This is a genomic window from Rickettsia canadensis str. McKiel, from assembly GCF_000014345.1.
Classification (GTDB): Bacteria; Pseudomonadota; Alphaproteobacteria; order Rickettsiales; family Rickettsiaceae; genus Rickettsia; species Rickettsia canadensis.
Window position 1 is genome coordinate 1 of the sequence record NC_009879.1, and the last position, 19,197, is coordinate 19,197.

Here is a 19,197-nt window from a genome sequence, read left to right on the forward strand (position 1 = left end):
ATGACAAAGCTAATTATTCACTTGGTTTCAGATTCTTCCGTGCAAACTGCAAAATATGCAGCGAATTCTGCTCTTGCACAATTTACTTCCATAAAACCAAAATTATATCATTGGCCAATGATTAGAAATTTAGAATTACTAAATGAAGTATTAAGTAAAATAGAATCTAAACATGGTATAGTGTTATACACGATTGCCGATCAAGAACTAAGAAAAACATTGACAAAATTTTGTTATGAATTAAAAATCCCGTGTATTTCCATAATAGGTAAAATCATTAAAGAAATGTCTGTTTTTTCAGATATTGAAATAGAAAAAGAACAGAATTTTAATTATAAATTCGATAAAACTTATTTTGATACGCTTAATGCTATAGATTATGCCATAAGACATGATGATGGACAAATGCTTAATGAGTTACCGGAAGCTGATATAATATTAATAGGCCCTTCTAGGACTTCCAAAACTCCGACTTCCGTATTTTTAGCGTATAACGGTCTAAAAGCTGCCAATATTCCTTATGTTTATAATTGTCCTTTTCCCGATTTTATAGAAAAAGATATAGATCAGTTGGTGGTAGGACTCGTCATTAATCCAAATAGGTTAATTGAGATAAGAGAAGCTAGATTAAATTTATTGCAAATTAATGAAAATAAAAGCTATACGGATTTTAATATAATACAAAAAGAGTGTTTAGAAGTCAGAAAAATTTGTGAGCAAAGAAATTGGCCGGTAATTGACGTATCTACTAGATCAATAGAAGAAACGGCAGCTTTAATAATGCGTATATATTATAATAGAAAAAATAAATATAATAAATAAAAAGATTTTCATTATTTACAAGTAGAAGTCTATACTTTATAATTTTATTTATAGATGTTGTTCACATGGATCAGAAAAAACACTATGTCGTTCCTGCTTTCACAGCAGTTAACAATAAGAAAACAGAAAGTATAAATTTAAATTTCAATAGTTCTATATTTTCAAAATTTTTCTGAATTTCCGCATTTGTAGGAATAATATATAACCCATATGAACAATACCACAAAACATAGAGGACAAGTATGGCAAGTAACGTAAATGATAGCTCTTTTAAAAAGGAAGTATTAGAATCGGATTTACCGGTACTAGTCGATTTTTGGGCAGAATGGTGTGGGCCATGCAAAATGTTAACACCGATAATAGATGAAATCAGTAAAGAATTACAAGGCAAAGTAAAAGTACTTAAAATGAATATTGATGAAAATCCTAATACTCCTTCAGAATACGGTATTCGTAGTATTCCGACAATAATGTTATTTAAAAACGGTGAACAGAAAGATACTAAAATAGGTTTGCAGCAAAAAAGCTATCTTTTAGATTGGATTCATAAATTTGTTTAATATTTATTTTATGTCACTTAACCATTCAAAAGTATTGATAGAGATAACCGATGGTTATGTAGAAGGCATAGATACTCACAAAAGAGCTCAAGGTTTAAAACATTTTTTTTTAAAAAAGGGAGTTTCTCTTTCTCCAAATATACTCATATTAAATAATATTAATTTTTCTTGTTATGAAGGAGAAAAAGTAGCTTTTATAGGAACTAACGGTTCGGGAAAAAGTTCACTTCTAAAGCTAATCGCTGGAATATATCCTTTAAAATCAGGTACAATAAAAGTTCATGGAGATATTGCAGCAATTATAGATATGGGAGTTGGTTTTGAGTCAGAACAAACTGGTCGTGAAAATATAAAAATGTTAATGCTATATAATAATATGCTGGATAAATATAGCGAAAAAATTGAAAAAGAAATTATAGATTTTTCAGAACTCGGCAATAAAATTGATTTGCCTATAAAGATTTATAGCTCAGGTATGTTATCACGCCTTGCTTTTTCCGTGTCAATATTTCAAAATCCGCAAATCTTGTTACTTGATGAAGTTTTTGCAGCAGGTGATAGCTATTTTATAGAAAAATCTCTTAGTTTAATGAAGAATAAATTTAAAAACACTCCTATTTCAATAATAGTAAGCCATCAAGAAGAAATTATAAAAGATAATTGCGATAGGTGTATTTTATTAAAAGACGGTAATATTATAGGTGATGGAACCCCATTAGAAATGTTTAAAATTTATAATAGACTTCTTGTATAACTTGCTTCTAAGGGTAATTTGTGAGTCGATCCGGTACTCGAATTCTTCACGTATGTTTTCTAATACGCTGTTGTTCTGTGTTCCGTGTTATCCTCCTCCTGCAAATTACTCCTTATTAGCTACATTATATGCAAGGAGTCTAATGGAGAAACTCATAAATGATAAAGTATTTTTTTTCTAAAAAATACTGGCAGGCAATAGCATTATTGGTTAAAGCTTCTATAATTAGACAAAATAAGGATTCTTTTTTAGGTTCTTTATGGAGTTTAATTCAGCCTTTTATTCACATAATGGTAATTTCATATTTTTTCAGTTTTTTATTAAGACAACCAAGAGAATTTATGGTGATGAACTTAGTTGGCGGTCTTCCTTTATGGAGTTTTATAGTAAGCAGCCTAACGATTTGTTCAAGTTCTTTAGTTACACGTGATCAAATAATAAAAAAGGTTAGAATTTCTAAGACTTTTTTTCCTGTTTCAGATAGTTTAGGGCAATTATATAATTTAATTTGTTCATTTTCGGCAATGTATTTTGCTTTTATTTTATTATTTCCAGAAAAATTTTCTTGGCAAATAATATTTATGCCGGTATTAATTTTTCCTTTAATAATATGTGTGATTAGCGGCTCTATTGCAGTAGCATTTTTAACGCCGTATATTCGAGATATTCCGCAAATATTAAATGTTATTCTTGGAGTTATTTATTGGAGTATACCGATAGTTTATCCGTATTCGTTAATTCCGGAATCTAAAAGGATATATTTTGAGTTTAATCCGTTCTTTTTAGTTATAAGACCTGTACAAGCATTGGTGATTGACGGAACATTACCGGATATGATATTAATAGTTAAGTCTGTTATAGTCGCATTTATCACTGTTTGTATAAGTTATTTTATTTACAGACAATTTTCTAAAAGAGTTATTTATTATTTATGAAACTTGGTTTTAATCTAGATTTTAATGAATTAGATTTAACCGGACTTAAAAAATTAGATCAAATATTTTTAGATTATCTCTTTAAAGCTGATAGTTCTCTACATAAAGATTTAATATTATTTAGATCAACTCCTTTCTCTATTATTCCACAAGATTATTCTGAATTTTTGTTAAAAATTTCCCCTTATTTAGATGATTTTTTAGCAGAGTTATTTTGTATTTCAAAAGAAGTGATAATTTCAAGGCTGAAACATAAAGATTTTGATATTATTTATGAATGTAAAAGAAAATTTGTTCAGCGTATTGCCATAAAAAAATATCCACCGGAAAAAATAAAAAATATTGATTTTGAAGAGATATATTTAAAGCTAACTGATTTAATAGGTACAAATTTTACTTCTAGAGAATTTGCAAAACAAATAATTATATGGCAACAAGAGGAAGAGAGTTTCGTAGAAGAGTTAGACATAGCAGCACAATATGCAGCTTATATGGTTTATGGTCAATGTCATTCCAGCAAAAGTGTGAATCTAGAAAAACTAAGTCTGGATCCCTGTTTTTACAGGGATGACATAACAAACGATAGTATATTGTTCAATCTCCCACAAAAACTAGATAAAGAAAATCTAATAGACGATAAAAAAATATTAAAATATCAAAGGAATCAACGAATAGATTTTAATTATACTAATATCTTTTCAAATTTAGAGGAAGCTTTAAACAACTCTCATTATTGCATTTATTGTCATAAGCAGGATAAGGATTCATGTTCTAAGGGAATAAATGTCATCCGGTGGCCGCCCCGCCGCCACGGGATCCAAAAAAAAATTAAAAAAGACTGGATCCCGAGACTCGATCGCACAATGACAACCGGTTGTCCTTTAAAGCAAAAAATTTCTGAAATGAATTATGTTAAGGCACAAGGTTTTAACCTAAGTGCTCTTGCTATTATTGTTATTGATAACCCGATGGTTGCAGCAACGGGCCATAGGATTTGTAATGATTGTGTGAGAGCTTGTATTTATCAAAAGCAAGATCCGGTAAATATTCCTTTAATAGAATCTAATATTTTGGAAGAAACACTTAAATTACCTTATGGTCTAGAGATATATCTACTCCTTACCCGCTGGAACCCGCTTAATATTTATGCACCGCTTCCGAAAGAATCTACTAATTATAATATTTTAGTTACCGGTCTTGGTCCTGCAGGTTTTAGCCTTAGCTACTATTTATTACGGTCAGGTCACAATGTTACGGCTATTGATGGCTTAAAAATTTCTCTCCTACCTTTTGATGTTAATAAACCTATCAAATTTTGGCATGAATATAAAAGTTTGTTATCGGAAAGAATGGCAAGAGGATTTGGAGGGGTATCAGAATACGGTATAACTATTCGCTGGGATAAAAATAACCTTGATATATTGCGGCTAATATTAGAGAGAAATGATAACTTTAAATATTATGACGGAGTGACTTTAGGTAGCAATATAATGAAAGAACAAGCTTTTAGTTTAGGCTTTGATCATATAGCTTTTTGCATTGGAGCAGGTCAGCCGAAAGTTTTAGATATAGAAAATTTTGAAGCTAAAGGCGTAAAAATGGCTTCTGATTTTTTAATGACTCTGCAAAGCGGAGGAGCATTTTTAGAAAATTCTAATGCTAATATGCTAATTAGGATGCCGATTGCAATCATAGGAGGTGGCCTTACTTCAATTGATGCGGCAACGGAAAGTCTATATTACTATAAAATGCAAGTAGAGAGATTTTTTAAAGATTATGAGCTTGCTGTTCAAAAATATGGTAAAGATTATATAGAAAAAGATTTAACGGAGGAAGATAAAGAAATAGCTGAAGAATTTATTGCTCATGCAAGATTATTTAAAGAAGTTAAGAATCATGAAGAATTAAGAAAGCTTTTTAATAAGCTTGGTGGTAGCACCATCTATTATCGTGGAAAACTGCAAGAATCACCTGCATATAAGTTAAATCACGAAGAGCTAATATATGCTATGGCACTTGGTATTGATTTTAGAGAAAATATGCAGCCTTTAAGGATTAATACCGATAAATATGGTCATGTAGAGTCTGTGACGTTCAGTATCATCCCACGACTTGATCACGGAATCCAGATCCAGGGAAATTATCAGGACAATATTATGGATCCCGCGATTAAGTCGTGGGATGATACTGAAGTACTTAAAGCCAAAACCGTGATTATAGCAATCGGTATAGAAAATAACCTTGAACTCGATGAGAATAAATATAGTTATTTCGGTGATTGTAACCCTGAATATTCAGGTAGTGTTGTTAAGGCACTTGCAAGTAGCAAGGAAGGATATGAAAATATTAACAAAAGACTTATAAATAATAACCCTAGCTTTAAAGATAGTTACAGAGACTTTATAACGCAGCTTGATTATTTATTAATCAGCAGAATCCATAAAATAAATATTTTAGATGATAAAACTTTTGAGTTGGTGATTCACTCACCTCTTGCTGCTAAAAATTTTAAGTTTGGTCAGTTCTTTCGCTTACAAAATTATTCTGAAGATATTGCTAAATTAATAGAACCGTTAGCCTTAAGCCCTACAGATATTGATATAGAAAAAGGTTTAATTAGTTTTATAGTTTTTGAAGTAGGTAAGTCTACTAGTTTATGTAAAACATTATCTGAAAATGAGAAAGTAGTGTTAATGGGACCGACGGGCATACCACTAGAAATACCTCAAAATAAAAAAATAGTTATTGTTGATTCCAAAGTCAGTAATGTAAGCTTGTTGAAAGTTTTAAAAGAAAATAATAATGAAGTTATATTTTTTACCTATCCTGATATAAAAACCCGTAAATTGACTTCTGTGGATAGAGTAATAATTAATGCTTCTCCTGAAATAATAGAAGAATTGCAAAGTCTAAAAAATGAAATATTCGGTGAAAATACGGAGCTAATAGTTAGTGTTAATTCATCGATGCAATGTATGATGAAAGGAATTTGTGGACAATGTATACAAAAAGTTCGAGGAGAGCAGAAATATATTTTTGCATGTAGCTGTCAAAATCAGAAAGCAGAAATAGTTGATTTTGAGAGTTTAAAAACTCGTTTACGCAAAAATTCTTTACAAGAAAAAATGAGAAGATTAGTTTGATAAGTAGTCATAGCGTGTCTTAAAACCACGGTATCTAGAAAAACAACTTATAATATAGCATTTTTCTAGTTTTTACTGGATTCTGCGATCAAGTCTCGGAATGGATAGAATATATAAATCACTTTTCAAAATGGCAAAATGCTCTACTACTATCTTGATTAAGAAAATCAATAATTTGCATTACTATAGAATTATTTTTATACTTCTCTGCAACTTGTTTAATACGCTCAGCAAAATTACCTTCGCTTGAAAAGATTTCTTTGATAGCCTTTAAAGCACTTAAAGACTCTGCTTTATCAAATCCTTTTCTATTCATACCGATTAGGTTTAAACCCTCAAGTACTGCACGTTTACTACTTACAAGTCCGAACGGTATTACATCTGATCCGACCGGTGATAGTCCGCCGATCATCGAATATTTACCGATTCTAGCATATTGATGTACGGCAGACAGCCCGCTGATTATTACATAATCACCTACCTCAATATGACCTGCTAGGCTTACGTAATTGGCAAATACTACATTATTTCCGATTTTACAGTCATGGCCGACATGAACACCGACCATAAATAAATTATTATTTCCTATTCTTGTTATCATTCCACCGCCTTGGCTTCCTGCTTGCACCGTAACATATTCTCTAATAGTATTATTAGAACCGATTATCGTGCTTGATCTCTCATTAGCATATTTTAAGATTTGCGGTGGTTGACCAATTGATGCAAAAGGATAAATAATCGTATTTTCACCGATTTCAGTAATCCCTTCAATTACCACATGAGATTTTAGTTCTACATTATCATTAAGTACTACTTCAGCACCTATAATACAGTACGGACCAATTTTTACATTTTTACCAAGATTTGCACCTTCGGCAATTACAGCTGTAGGATGTATATTAGAATTTGACACTATATTCCTATGCTTTATCTTTAATCATTGCGGTAAATTTACTTTCTGCGGTTATTTCACCTTCAATTTTAACTGTACTTGAAAATTTCCATACATTGGCTCTTTGCTGATCAATAACAGTATGGATATGCATAGTATCTCCAGGCTGCACAATTCTACGAAATTTTGAGTTCTCTATTGTCATTAAAAACACTTCTTTATTCTTAGTAGAACCTAAAGATTTAGCAACTAATATAGCTGCAAGCTGTGCCATAGCCTCAACCATTAGAACACCAGGCATAACAGGTCTTGCCGGAAAATGCCCTGTAAATTGTGGTTCATTAACGGTAACGTTTTTAATACCTAGTATTGATTTGTTAAGATCAATTTCAAGTACTCTATCTACTAATAAAAATGGATAGCGATGAGGTATTAAATTCATAATTTCCGTAATATCCATCATTTATTTAGGTCTCTTTTTTATTAATTGTTTCATAATAATAGATTGTCTATGCCAGTTCATGATATGAACTGCAGGACTGCCGCCGACAATTTTACCTGCCTCTATATTTTGTGCTACGCCGCTTTGTGCCGCTACCTGTACCTGGTCGCCTATATTTAGATGTCCAGCGATTCCTACTTGTCCTCCAAGAGCACAATATTTTCCAATTGTGCTACTACCTGCTATACCTACTTGTGCTATGATAATAGAACCTTTACCTATTTTTACTCCATGTCCTATTTGTACTAAATTATCTATACAGCATAAATCTTCTATAATTGTATCTTGAAGTGACCCTCTATCAATAGTAGTGTTCGCACCGATTTTGACATTATTGCCGATTTTAACTATCCCTGTATGAAATATTTGATGATGTACACCTTTTTCAGTAGAAAATCCAAACCCGTCTTGTCCTATTTTTGCACCTGTGAGTATTACAACGTCGTCGCCTATAATTGCATAATTTATTGAAACATGTTGCTCTATTCTAGCGTTTCTGCCTAGGTTTACGCCTCTACCTATAAAACTTCCAGCTTCTATAATACTATTATCACCTATAATAACATCGTCTTCAATAACTACATTGTGACCTATATAACAATTTTTTCCTATAATTGCTGAAGCTGCAACAATAGCTGATTTCATTATTTTAGCAGGATATGATTTAATAGGAGCATAAAAAAAATCAATCAATTTGCCGTAAGCAAAATACGAGTTCTCAGCATGTATTAAAATGGTATTTGGATTTACTTCTCCCTTAAAATTTTTTGGCACGATACAAGCAGCAGCGTTAGTAGTTTTTAAAAATTCGGAATATTTTGTGTTACTTAAAAAGCTAATATCGTTTCGGGAGGCTTCTTGCAAAATTTTAATATCATGAATAACTATATCTTCATAAATCTTAGGATGCTCTATAATATCGTGCAAAAAATCTATAATTGTCGTTAGTTTTCGTGGTCCTAGATTTTTATAAAAATTACTACTTGCCATATAAAACTTCAGCAAAAATGGTGGTGGCCACGATTGGAATCGAACCAACGACACAAGGATTTTCAGTCCTTTGCTCTACCAACTGAGCTACGTGGCCATAATAATTGAATGTCATTCCCGCGGGGAAGCGGGAATGACATTTTACTCAGAAAGAAACATAATTTAAGCTTATAATATATTAATCGTCTTTTGTCTATTCTTAATTAGTAATATTAGACAAAAATACCTAATATGATATTATACGAATTTATTTTATAACGGTTGTTATGATCAAAATCGGTGATATTGTACTTTCTTCAAATATTATACTAGCTCCAATGTCGGGTGTTACGGATTTGGAATTTAGAAGATTAGTAAAAAGATTCGGTGTAGGGCTGGTAGTTTCTGAAATGGTTGCAAGTAGAGCAATGATTGTGGAATCTAGACAATCGCTACAAAAAAGTGCCATTATGCGTGATGATGCAACAAGTGCTTGCGTGCAGCTAGCAGGCTGTGAACCGAATGTAATAGCAGAAGCTGCCAAAATGAATGAGGATATGGGTGCAAAAATTATCGATCTTAATTTTGGCTGTCCAGCGAAAAAGGTAGTAGAAGGTTATTCAGGTTCGGCTCTAATGAGGGATGAGCAGCTTGCAGCTAAGATTTTTGAAGCAACAGTTAAAGCAGTAAAAATTCCGGTAACGGTTAAAATGCGTATGGGATGGGATGATCAAACAAAAAATGCTCCGACTTTAGCTAACATTGCTGAAAACTCAGGTATTCAGATGGTTACCGTTCACGGCAGAACAAGATGTCAATTTTACTCCGGTAATGCCGATTGGGATTTTATACGATCAGTTAAAGAAGTTGTAAATATTCCGGTTATTGCTAACGGTGATATTACTAATTTTACTAAAGCAAAAGAAGCCCTACAAAAATCCGGTGCGGACGGTATTATGATCGGTAGAGGGGCATATGGCAAACCTTGGCTTATTTCACAGATCGATCATTACCTTAAAACAGGTGAAGCAAAACCTGCTCCCTCTATAGCAGAGCAGCTAGATATTGTAACAGAGCATTATGAGGCAATAATTGATTATTACGGCGAATCTGTAGGCGTACCTATTGCTCGTAAACATATTGGTTGGTATAGTAGCGGGCTACCTAATTCAGCAGAGTTTAGAGGTGCTGTTAATTTAATGAACGATTCAGTTGCGGTAAAAGAGAAAATCAAGGAATTTTATACGAGTATTATAGATACGAGATAAATGAAAAGAATTTAAGTTTTATTTTTATAATATATATTTAAGCTATTCTAAGTAAGAAAGCAATAATTATAATTAATTACAAACCGGTATTTTTGCATGTAATTACTGAAAATAAGCAAATGAAAGTTGTTATTTGTTCTTATTTAAGTAATGAAAAATCATATTTCGTTTTAGTAGATTCGAATTCTTTTAAAACTTAGCTAGTCCTACAAGAACGGGTAATTTTACCTACGAATAAAGTAGAAAAACAAAATCTTCTAAAAAATTAAATAAAACTCCGTATATTTAAGCTTTAAATAAATATAGCTCTGTACCTTATATATAAACAAAATTACGGTGCTACGAGTAGCATGTATAAAGTAAAAGGACAATTTCTTACAATTGAGTGGTTCTTATATAGTATGAAGAATATGAGAAATTTAATCAGCTTGAAGATATGTATTGGACAATGCAAGTAAAAATGATTTGTCTTTAAAGTAAGGATGGCTAGTGTTTTTTATCAGAGAAAGAAAGTAAGGATTTTTTAGATAAGATATTAAAGGAATATATAATTCAATTTTTTAGAAAGGCTTTGATCTACCGAATAGCGGAGAATTTTGTAAAAAATCAATAAGGTAAGATTCTTATGAATTTTCTTTATAATTTGTTATAATACTACACAAACGTTTGTTTTCATCTAATACCTCTAGGTTTACCTCAATTAAAGTAGTGGGCAGTAGGTGCTTAATTATTTGAGACCATTCTATTAAAATTAAATTACCGTTTAACGCCTCTTCAAATCCAAGCTCATAGATTTCTTCAGGTGATTTTAGACGATAAAGATCGTAGTGATAAATAGTGAAGTTAGAGGCTTTGTATGTTTGGAGTAAATTAAAAGTTGGGCTTATAATGCTTGTATTTTCACCGCAAAAATATTTAATAATTTCACGACAAAAAAACGTTTTACCAGAACCAAGATCACTGTTAAGTAAAACTATATCATTTGGTTTTAAGTTTTGTGCAAAGCGTTTTGCAAGATTCTTTGTCTCTTCTTCATTATTTAAGTTTATAAACATTTTTTAACTTGATCAATTATCTGTAAATATTGATTTTGAAAAGTGTTTGAATTAATATTTTTTACATTCCAGTTTTCGCTATTTAATATTATTATTTTAGTATTTAATTTGTCATATAGTTGTGAAGTTTGTTTATTACTTAAAACAAGGCATTTGTTATTAGAACCTTTAATTAAAGCTTCTAAATTACTTATATATTGAAGGCTTTTTTGACTTTCACTATATAGTTTTGCAGTTTTAATATTAGTATTAAGAAAAAAATACTCTGTACTATCACTTAATAAAATTACGTCTTTTAAACTAGCAAGCGCATTATTTTTAATTTCTTTTAGCTTGTTTAATTCTTTAAGTGCTGCTGAAAGATTATTATTAATATCTTCTTGTAGCGCAGGAAACTTCTCACTAAATATTTGTGCAAATTCTTGTAATAAAATCGCAGAATTATTAAGATCAAGCCAAATATGCCAATTATCTTTTATAGAGGTTAAAGATTTAATATCACTGATTTTTATAATATTTTGGCTATGATTATCAATTAATTTTTTAGCAAAACCGTCAAATTGTTCATTAATATAAATAGCTATATCCGCATTTTTAACTTTTGCTAAATCACTAGGTTTTAAATTATAATGATGAGGACAATCGCTACTAATAGCTAAACTTTTTATATCTGCTTTATCCTTAACAAGCATTGAAACAATACTAGCGATTGGCGTAATGCTTACAACTATCTTAGGTTTAGCATAACTAGCAAAGCTGAAGAGTGTAAAGAATATTAATATTATGTATGTCATTCTGCGACTTGATCGGTGTTATTGCAGGTTACCAATATCATTCCATCGTTCCTTTATTTCATTCCCGTGGAAGCAGGAATCAAGAAACAAAGTAAAGCAATTTCTATTTTTCATATTTACTCCTTTTTATTACTGGATTGCTGCTTCCGCGGGATATCACACGTAACAATTCTAATTTACTAGGTTTAAAATCATGCTCTATCCAAAAATTTTTTAGATATTCTAATTTTGCACCTATCTCTTTTTTCTCTATATTCATATTTAACAAATTATTACCGTTTACTTGGAATTTAGGACGTAACACTGCATCATATTTACGTATAAATTCTTTTACTTGTAGATAATCTAGTTTACCTATTATGCTAGCAGCTAATAAATATTCTTTATAATTATTTTTTTCTAACCAAATTTTCTTCATATTACATTCAGTGTCATTCAGAAAGTTTGTTATTGATAATATTTGCATTGCCTCATATTTTGAGAATTTCCAATCTAGAAAAACCTTTAAGTTTAAATCTTTTTGATTATATAATAAGAGTGCATATCGAGTAGCTAATTCTAATTTAAAATCATTTGCCTGCTCAAAGAATTTTATTTTATAATTTTGTATAGAAAATATTAATTCTAATATTCCTATTTCAAACATAGCTTCTAAAATTTGTGCTGCTCTTTTTGAAACAATAATTTTATTCATTTCGCTTTTTATTCGCTCTCTTGATAAAGTTTTTAAGCCGTATTTTAAAACTTTACATGCTTTTAAACCTTCATGATCAAGCTGATTAGCATAATAGCTAGAAAAACGAAAGAAGCGTAGAATTCGTAAATAATCTTCTTTAATTCTATTTAGAGCTTCCCCTATAAATACAACCTTTTCCTGCTGTAAATCCTTAAACCCGTCAAAATAATCATATATCTTGTTCTTAAAGGGACAATAACTTAAAGCATTAATAGTAAAATCTCGTCTTGCAGCATCTTCGGCAAAATCATTTGTGAATACTAATTTGGCATGTCTGCCGTTGCATTCAATATCTTTTCTAAGAGTTGTAATTTCAAATTTTTCCTTATCTAAAATAGCTGTAATCGTACCAAATTTTAAACCAGTCGGGATAGTTTTTATTTTAGCTCTAGATAAAATATTTATTACTTCACTTGGTATCAAAGTAGTATCTATATCAATATCGTAGCTATCCTTTTTAAGTAGAGCATCTCGCACGCATCCGCCTATAAGTCTTGCTTGTCCTTTTTCATTTAATAGGCTCAAGATTTTTTTATATCCTTTTGAAGAAATTTTTAATGTTTTTTGTATAATTTGCATTTTTTATAATGAATATATTTTGAGTAAGATAATTCAATTTCTTTGAACACATGATTATTTTAATTTTTATTGATAATTAATTATATTCTAATATAACAAAAACTCTACCGACATAAATTACTAGTTTATTTTCCTTATTTTTAACACCGACAATCATATGATTTGCATCAAATATTAATCCCGGCTTTGGCTAGTAAAGCATAAATATAAGAGATATTGCCATGATTACAAGACCAAGTAAACGCTAATAGGTTTTTCACATACAAAATCCAAAAAAAGCCGAATAAAAAAAGTAAAATACTAAAATTGTAATATAACTGAAATACTATACAGCATCAGGTAAACTAAAATAGGCAGCAGATTATTATATCAATAAAGAATCCCATAAGCTTTAGTATATAGCTATCAAACCCAATCATGGTAAAAGGCAGAGATAAAGCAAGCGATATAAGGAAAAAAGAATGAGATTAGTCGGTACTCAGTAAGTAGAAAATATGAAGAATTGGTTAATTACTACAGGTGCCGTTATGATGCTTGCTAAGAATCTTGAATAAATATTTGAAGCTGTATAAAATTTATTGCTCTGAAAATGCCTTTCTTATTGCCAAGTAGCCATGAATTCTTTAAGTAAGATTCTTCATAACCGGTAACACGCTATAATACCGCAATAAAAGATAATTAGAAACTTGGATAAAAATATATTCAAGGTTTCACATATTATAAAGGCCTCAATTGTAAATGAACGAAGAGGAAAGCAAGAGCGTCTGAGTAATAAAGATTGTAGCAGTAATAAAAGCACTCGTTGCTGCTAACATACCGCTTAGCTCTAAATAACCAAAGCTACCTACTAGCGAATAATAAGCAGAGATTAATTTTATATTGAAATTATATGCTAAATGATTTGAATGATTTAATAAAAATCTTGTAGTAAGGAAAACAATTATGACTACTAAAGATAAATGCAAACCTGATTTTAGTAAGCTAACTTCAGTTTTTGTCAATCACCATTAGATATCTTCCAAAATTCTACTTCTAGAGGTAATTTGTGTGTCGACCTGATACTTGTATCCTCACGTACACTTTTGTACTACGCTGTGGTGTTGCTTGTGTCTACTACAAATTCCTCTATAAGCGAATTTGGGAAGATATTTATTAATTTTTTCGATTTTAATATTATTTAATACTACTTGTCCTCCTATAATAGTCGGTTTATAGATTCTATATTGCTGTTAATTTCTATGATTATTGGTTTGTAAAGAGTTTTTCTATGTAAATTTATCACATGATATTTAGAGATAAATATGCCAAAAATAAAAGCAATAATCATCTAATAAGTAAAATGAAAAATATGTTAGAATTTCTAGTAAAAGTTAATATTAAGCAAATACAAAAAATGATAAAAATTGTTGTAAATGAAAGCTCAAAATTAAGCATAAATAGCTAATAATACCGTAAATATAAAATACTATTTAAATTATTATGTTTTGCTTCTTAAGTTTTTTAAAATATCATAGCATTTTCAATTAAAAGCTAAAATACGCTATATATCATATCCATATAATATTTTCAATAATGAGAACAAAATTCTCTTATAATTAAAAGTTAAGGTAAATATATTATATTGCTTTTTATTAACTTATTTATTAACATCCCCAACGTTTATGTCTATAAAATAATTAATTAAAACTGAGGTATTTATAATGAGTACGTTAATAGAACAAAGCCAACTACAAAAATCAAGATTTTTAAAATATTCTCTGCTTGCCTCTATCTCAGTAGGGACAATAATTACATTACCTTTTGAGGGTATGGCGAGTAGTGAACCTATTAATTTAGATATTATTGAAAGAGGAGATAATGGTTTATTACAACCTGTTATAAATAATAAATTTGAGCGTGCTAAATCTTTTGCTACTGCTGGTAATAAGAGAAAAAGACCTCCTACTAGAAGGAAAATATTAGTAGGCAATGAAACAACAGAACAAAATCAAAATATTGATACTTCTGAACCGATAGAGCAAACAGCTCAAAAACCAGAGATTATAATAACAGTATCTTCACCTACTGTTAGCCCAACTTCAGGTAGCTTTGTCACTGCACCTAACACCTTAAATACTACACCAATATTCTCAACTCCATCAACATCACCGGAACATATTTATACTACAGCACCTGGTACTCCGTATGATGAGCCTATCCCGCATGCTACTCCAAATAATCAATATGCAGTAGCACGAAGATTATCGTTTAGTGAGCCGCAACAGATAGAGCAGCCTACTACACTGATTAAACCCACAATGTCTCCAAAACCGACCACACTTGAAATTACAGCAGGAATTGTAAATCGCATATCTACACATAATGAAAACGCAAAAAGAAAGTTAGGTATGATAACGGCAGCTATTGAACAGACATCAGGTAAAAAAGCTAAAAAATCAGCTCAAAAAAAAGCTCCCGTTGCGGAAGTATCGACAGCTGGACCATTCTTAAATCAGCAGCGACAACTAGATGTGCTTACTCAAAAGCAGAAAGTCAATGCTGTTAGACAAGCTGCAGTTAATAAAAAGAAAAGGAGAGAAAATGAAGTAAAAAGAAATAGTACAGATGTAGAAAAACTGATAACTCAAATGAATCAAGTTCAATTAGAACAAAATCAACGACGTATTGCTGCAGAACTCCAAAGAAAAGCAGAGACATCAACTAAACATGTAACAATAAAGAATAAAAATAAATCAAAAGCAGATAAAGTTAGACAAGAAAAAACTTTTTTGCAGAAAATACACTTAACTAAGACTGAACAAGAAAAGAAAATTGCTGAAGACAAAAATGCTAGAGCCGCAGCAGAAAAGGTAAGAAAAGAAAAAAATAAACAAGCACAAAAGGCTGAAGAGATAAGCAATATAAAATTGAAAGTTTCAGAGCAACTAATACAAATGTTGGATTATAAGGCAAAATTGCAGGAAAAATTGCAGGAAGTAGAAAGAATAGAAGCAAAACATGAAGTATCAGTAATAAAAAAAGAATTAAAAAATATAGAAAAATTAGTAAGTAAGGCAGCAAAAGTAGTAAATAATGCAGAAACAGAAACAAGTAGAACAACATTACAAGTCATGCAAGATAAAATGAATGGTTATTCTGAACAATTAGATAAGATAGAGGAAAATCTAAAGTTATTAACTCCTATTGTTTATAGTTCTAATGATTCTACTTATAAGCAGCCACCAAAAGCGAAGCCAATCATGCCATTAACTAGTGGAGTTCAGGGAATTTTAGGTAAACAATTGCAACTTGAGGAGAAATATGGATACTTAGTGCCAAACCAAACTCAGCCGCAAACTTATACAACAGTGTTACCTAATCAAGAAGTAGCAGATCCTAAAAGGATGGATTCAGGCTTTGTGAGTTTAGATAAAGAAACAGATGCAGATGTTGGATTTAATACAAGTTGTGGTAAAGGTACAGATTGTACACAAGTTGGCCAAGAACTTTCGTTTGAATTGCCTACTTTGAAAGTTTTGGGGTATCAAGATAATATTAATCAGACATTAGACACAATTGCTAGAGCAAATAGTATAGAACGTCCTATATTATTTCAGAACCTACTCAAAGATTTAGAAAGAAGAAAACAAGAAGCTAAGATGGTAGAAGAGCAAGCTATTATGCATGTAATAAATAATCCAAATGATGATCAAGCAAAAGAACAAGTAGCATTAGTGGATAAATTATTGGAAAAATATAATACGGATATAAAATTAGTTAGAAAAACTTTAGAGGATAACAAAGAAAATAATAGCAGAAATAATGTAAAAAAACCATTAGAACGTCTAGTATTTGAAGCAAAACTTCCACCTATAAGAGAATATGATGCTTTATGTGAGGAATCCCAAAAAGTGATTGCTTCTAAGAGAGCTACGGAAGAACTACGTAACCAACGTGAAGATGATCCAGAACTTGAGAAATTAGCTATAATAGAATATATGGAGGTACAGAAAAAACAGTCACAGTTAGAACAAGATATAAAAGCCATAGATCCTTTATTTCAAGCTGCTATATATTCAGACTCAGAGCTATCACGTGAGCTATCACGTTCTTATTCAGTTGGTGACATACTTAGCAATACAGAATCAAATCTATCCCACTCATCATCAGTTAGTAGCTTAAATAATTTAAGCAGTTCTAATGTTATGAAATTAGAGGAATTAAAATCTAAATATGAAAAAATATCCAATGATTATAAAGCTAAGGAATTAGAATTAGATGCTTTAAATCAAAATGATCCAAAATTTAAGGAATTAATGCTCGAAGTATTTGCAATGTCGAAAGACAAGATTTGGTTAGAAGGGGAAATAAAGCATCTAGAGACGCAATTTGAACCTAATATACATTCAGCTGAGGGTAAGCCAGTGTTTTCACCTGACAGCATAAACAGTGTATTTAGTGGTGTTGATTATATTAATACAAATGATCCAACAAAATTAATCGAAAATAAAATAGCTGCTTTGCGGATATATCAAATGGCAGTAATAGTTAAAAGGCAAGAACTGGAACAATTGCCAAGTACAAGCTCAGGAGCTGATCAAACTGCTCAGCAGATTAAAAAGCTGCAAGAAAAAGAAGTAATTATGCACGATGCTATAAATGCATGTATAGCAGATCCATCAAAATTAAATAATGTTTCTTTTGAAGAAATAAAAGAAGCACTTAAGAAATTGAGTGCAGGGATTCCCGAATCAGTTATTAATGTTCTTGAATCTAAAGCCCAGGAAGATCCTGAAGATATTTTGAATGGATTAACATTACAGGAAATGTTAAGTTCAAACAATGATACAACTATAGATTCTTTGCCATCAGGAAAGGAACAATCATCAGAAGATGAAGAGGTAACAAAAGCAGGTATTCAAGAAGTAGAAGATAAGCAATTACTTGCACTACCTGTATCAAGTAATGAGTATGCATTAGCATTAAGTGACGATAGCGAAAAGGAATGTTTAGTGTTAAGTGATGGTAGCGAAGATGAAGATGACGATAATGACTCAGGAATAGATTCAGAATCTGAAGAAGGAGTAGTAGATCAATTACTTGATTCTAGAGAGGATAATCTTAAAACAACAGAAGTTAATACAGTTATTTCTCTTAAACAGGAAGTAATAGAAGAGACAAAAAAGAGTATTGCAGCAATTGCTCCTACCCTTAATCAAGGAGTTCAAGTTGTTAAAAATATAAGTAAGTCTATTCTTGGTGCAAGGTTAGATTCCTCTGAAGCTCTTACTGCCGTTGCAGCAGGTGATGAAGAAGAGTCTCGTATAAAAAGAGGTTTGTGGATGCGTGGTATGTATGGCACTAATAATCATGGACGTGTTAACAATATGACCGGTTATAGAGGTATTAATAAAGGTACTACTATCGGGTTTGACTTTGAAATCGACAATAATATTGTAGGTATAGCTTATAGTAATGTTTATTCAGTATTTAAATTTAAAAATAGTAAAAATAATGACAAAGAATTTATTAATAGTCATGTAGTTTCTATTTATGGACAAAAAGAATTACCGAAGAATTTTGTAGCACAAGCTTTAGTATCTGCTTCTAAAAACTTTATTAAAGATAAGACAACTTATTCATATGGTGATACTAACATTAGAAGTAATGTAAAGCATCGTAATCATAGTTATAATGCGGAAGCATTACTAAATTATAATTATCTTGTTAAAAACAATCTTGTTATTACTCCAAATATTGGCTTAAGATACGGTAAGTCACGAGATGGGGTATATAATGAAATAGGTATTAACGTACAAGAAATAGCTCTTACAATGAAAGAGAATAATATATTATCCGGAATTATTGGTACTAAAGTTAAAGTACCTTTGAAAGATGTTTTAAAATTTAATAATTTAGGGCTAATATTCCAAGGAGCTGTAGAACATAATTTTAAAGAGAAAACCCAAAGAATAAATAGAGTTATTAAAATATTAGATAATACATTCAAGCAGTATTATCTAATACCAAAACAACCAAAAATATCCTATAATTTAGGAGTAGGGATTATGGGGAGTATAAAAAATACTACTATTTCTTTAGATTATAATTATTACCTAAATAAACATTATCGAAGTCATCAAGGTAGCGTTAAGCTTAAGGTAAACCTATAATTTTATACTTGCAATATTTGCAAAGGTGTTATATAA

At 30.7% G+C, this 19,197-nt stretch carries 14 protein-coding genes, 1 tRNA gene and 2 pseudogenes; 8 read left to right on the forward strand and 9 right to left on the reverse strand.

Going from position 1 to position 19,197, the window contains the following annotated elements:
- The 5 genes from A1E_RS00005 (at position 1) to A1E_RS00025 (ending at position 6,214) form a co-directional block, all read left to right on the forward strand.
- On the forward strand, positions 1–822 hold the full coding sequence (locus A1E_RS00005) for a pyruvate, water dikinase regulatory protein (protein ID WP_012148155.1): 822 nt from the start codon (positions 1–3) through the stop codon (positions 820–822).
- A 242-nt stretch (positions 823–1,064) separates the two neighbouring features.
- Positions 1,065–1,382, forward strand: coding sequence for a thioredoxin (trxA, locus tag A1E_RS00010; protein ID WP_012148156.1), 318 nt, complete (start codon positions 1,065–1,067; stop codon positions 1,380–1,382).
- Between the two features lie 10 nt (positions 1,383–1,392).
- Positions 1,393–2,136: an ABC transporter ATP-binding protein gene (locus tag A1E_RS00015; RefSeq protein WP_041405260.1), complete on the forward strand. Its 744-nt coding sequence runs from the start codon at positions 1,393–1,395 to the stop codon at positions 2,134–2,136.
- Positions 2,137–2,294: 158 nt separating this feature from the next.
- Positions 2,295–3,071, forward strand: a complete 777-nt coding sequence (locus A1E_RS00020; RefSeq protein WP_012148158.1) for an ABC transporter permease — start codon at positions 2,295–2,297, stop codon at positions 3,069–3,071.
- A complete protein-coding gene (locus A1E_RS00025; RefSeq protein WP_012148159.1) occupies positions 3,068–6,214 on the forward strand; it encodes a bifunctional glutamate synthase subunit beta/2-polyprenylphenol hydroxylase in 3,147 nt (1,048 codons plus the stop codon). The genes A1E_RS00020 and A1E_RS00025 overlap by 4 nt, the downstream gene beginning before the upstream one ends.
- Positions 6,215–6,332: 118 nt before the next feature.
- On the opposite strand, the gene lpxA is transcribed toward A1E_RS00025, so the two are convergent.
- From lpxA to A1E_RS00045, 4 genes are all read right to left on the reverse strand, one after another.
- Positions 6,333–7,127 (reverse strand): acyl-ACP--UDP-N-acetylglucosamine O-acyltransferase, encoded by a 795-nt coding sequence (lpxA, locus tag A1E_RS00030; protein ID WP_012148160.1) that lies wholly within the window; start codon positions 7,125–7,127, stop codon positions 6,333–6,335.
- Between the two features lie 7 nt (positions 7,128–7,134).
- Positions 7,135–7,569, reverse strand: a complete 435-nt coding sequence (gene fabZ, locus A1E_RS00035) for a 3-hydroxyacyl-ACP dehydratase FabZ (protein ID WP_012148161.1) — start codon at positions 7,567–7,569, stop codon at positions 7,135–7,137.
- The gene (lpxD, locus tag A1E_RS00040) at positions 7,570–8,598 is read right to left on the reverse strand and encodes a UDP-3-O-(3-hydroxymyristoyl)glucosamine N-acyltransferase (RefSeq protein WP_012148162.1); all 1,029 of its coding nucleotides are present in this window, start codon (positions 8,596–8,598) and stop codon (positions 7,570–7,572) included.
- 21 nt (positions 8,599–8,619) lie between these two features.
- Positions 8,620–8,695: transfer RNA gene (locus A1E_RS00045), tRNA-Phe, on the reverse strand.
- A 169-nt stretch (positions 8,696–8,864) separates the two neighbouring features.
- On the opposite strand from A1E_RS00045, the gene dusB reads away from it, so the two are divergent.
- Both dusB and A1E_RS06665 read left to right on the forward strand, forming a co-directional pair.
- Positions 8,865–9,845 carry a tRNA dihydrouridine synthase DusB gene (gene dusB / locus A1E_RS00050; protein ID WP_012148163.1) on the forward strand — a complete coding sequence of 327 codons (981 nt, stop codon included), beginning with the start codon at positions 8,865–8,867 and terminating at the stop codon, positions 9,843–9,845.
- Positions 9,846–9,937: 92 nt separating this feature from the next.
- Positions 9,938–10,282, forward strand: a pseudogene (locus tag A1E_RS06665) (hypothetical protein); the annotation flags it as partial.
- A 186-nt stretch (positions 10,283–10,468) separates the two neighbouring features.
- Here the strand turns inward: A1E_RS06665 and tsaE are convergent.
- From tsaE to A1E_RS07205, 5 genes and pseudogenes are all read right to left on the reverse strand, one after another.
- On the reverse strand, positions 10,469–10,900 hold the full coding sequence (tsaE, locus tag A1E_RS00055) for a tRNA (adenosine(37)-N6)-threonylcarbamoyltransferase complex ATPase subunit type 1 TsaE (RefSeq protein ID WP_012148164.1): 432 nt from the start codon (positions 10,898–10,900) through the stop codon (positions 10,469–10,471).
- Entirely contained in the window at positions 10,891–11,694 is an 804-nt protein-coding gene (locus A1E_RS00060; protein WP_012148165.1) for a metal ABC transporter solute-binding protein, Zn/Mn family, read from the reverse strand. The genes tsaE and A1E_RS00060 overlap by 10 nt, the downstream gene beginning before the upstream one ends.
- A 103-nt stretch (positions 11,695–11,797) precedes the next feature.
- Entirely contained in the window at positions 11,798–13,009 is a 1,212-nt protein-coding gene (locus tag A1E_RS00065) for a CCA tRNA nucleotidyltransferase (RefSeq protein ID WP_012148166.1), read from the reverse strand.
- Positions 13,010–13,737: 728 nt separating this feature from the next.
- Positions 13,738–14,010, reverse strand: coding sequence for a hypothetical protein (locus A1E_RS07360; RefSeq protein ID WP_012148167.1), 273 nt, complete (start codon positions 14,008–14,010; stop codon positions 13,738–13,740).
- A gap of 5 nt (positions 14,011–14,015) precedes the next feature.
- Positions 14,016–14,175: pseudogene (locus tag A1E_RS07205) on the reverse strand (palindromic element RPE1 domain-containing protein); the annotation flags it as partial.
- A 534-nt stretch (positions 14,176–14,709) separates the two neighbouring features.
- Here A1E_RS07205 and A1E_RS00075 point away from each other — a divergent pair.
- The gene (locus A1E_RS00075) at positions 14,710–19,161 is read left to right on the forward strand and encodes an autotransporter domain-containing protein (protein WP_012148169.1); all 4,452 of its coding nucleotides are present in this window, start codon (positions 14,710–14,712) and stop codon (positions 19,159–19,161) included.
- Positions 19,162–19,197: the final 36 nt, after the last annotated feature.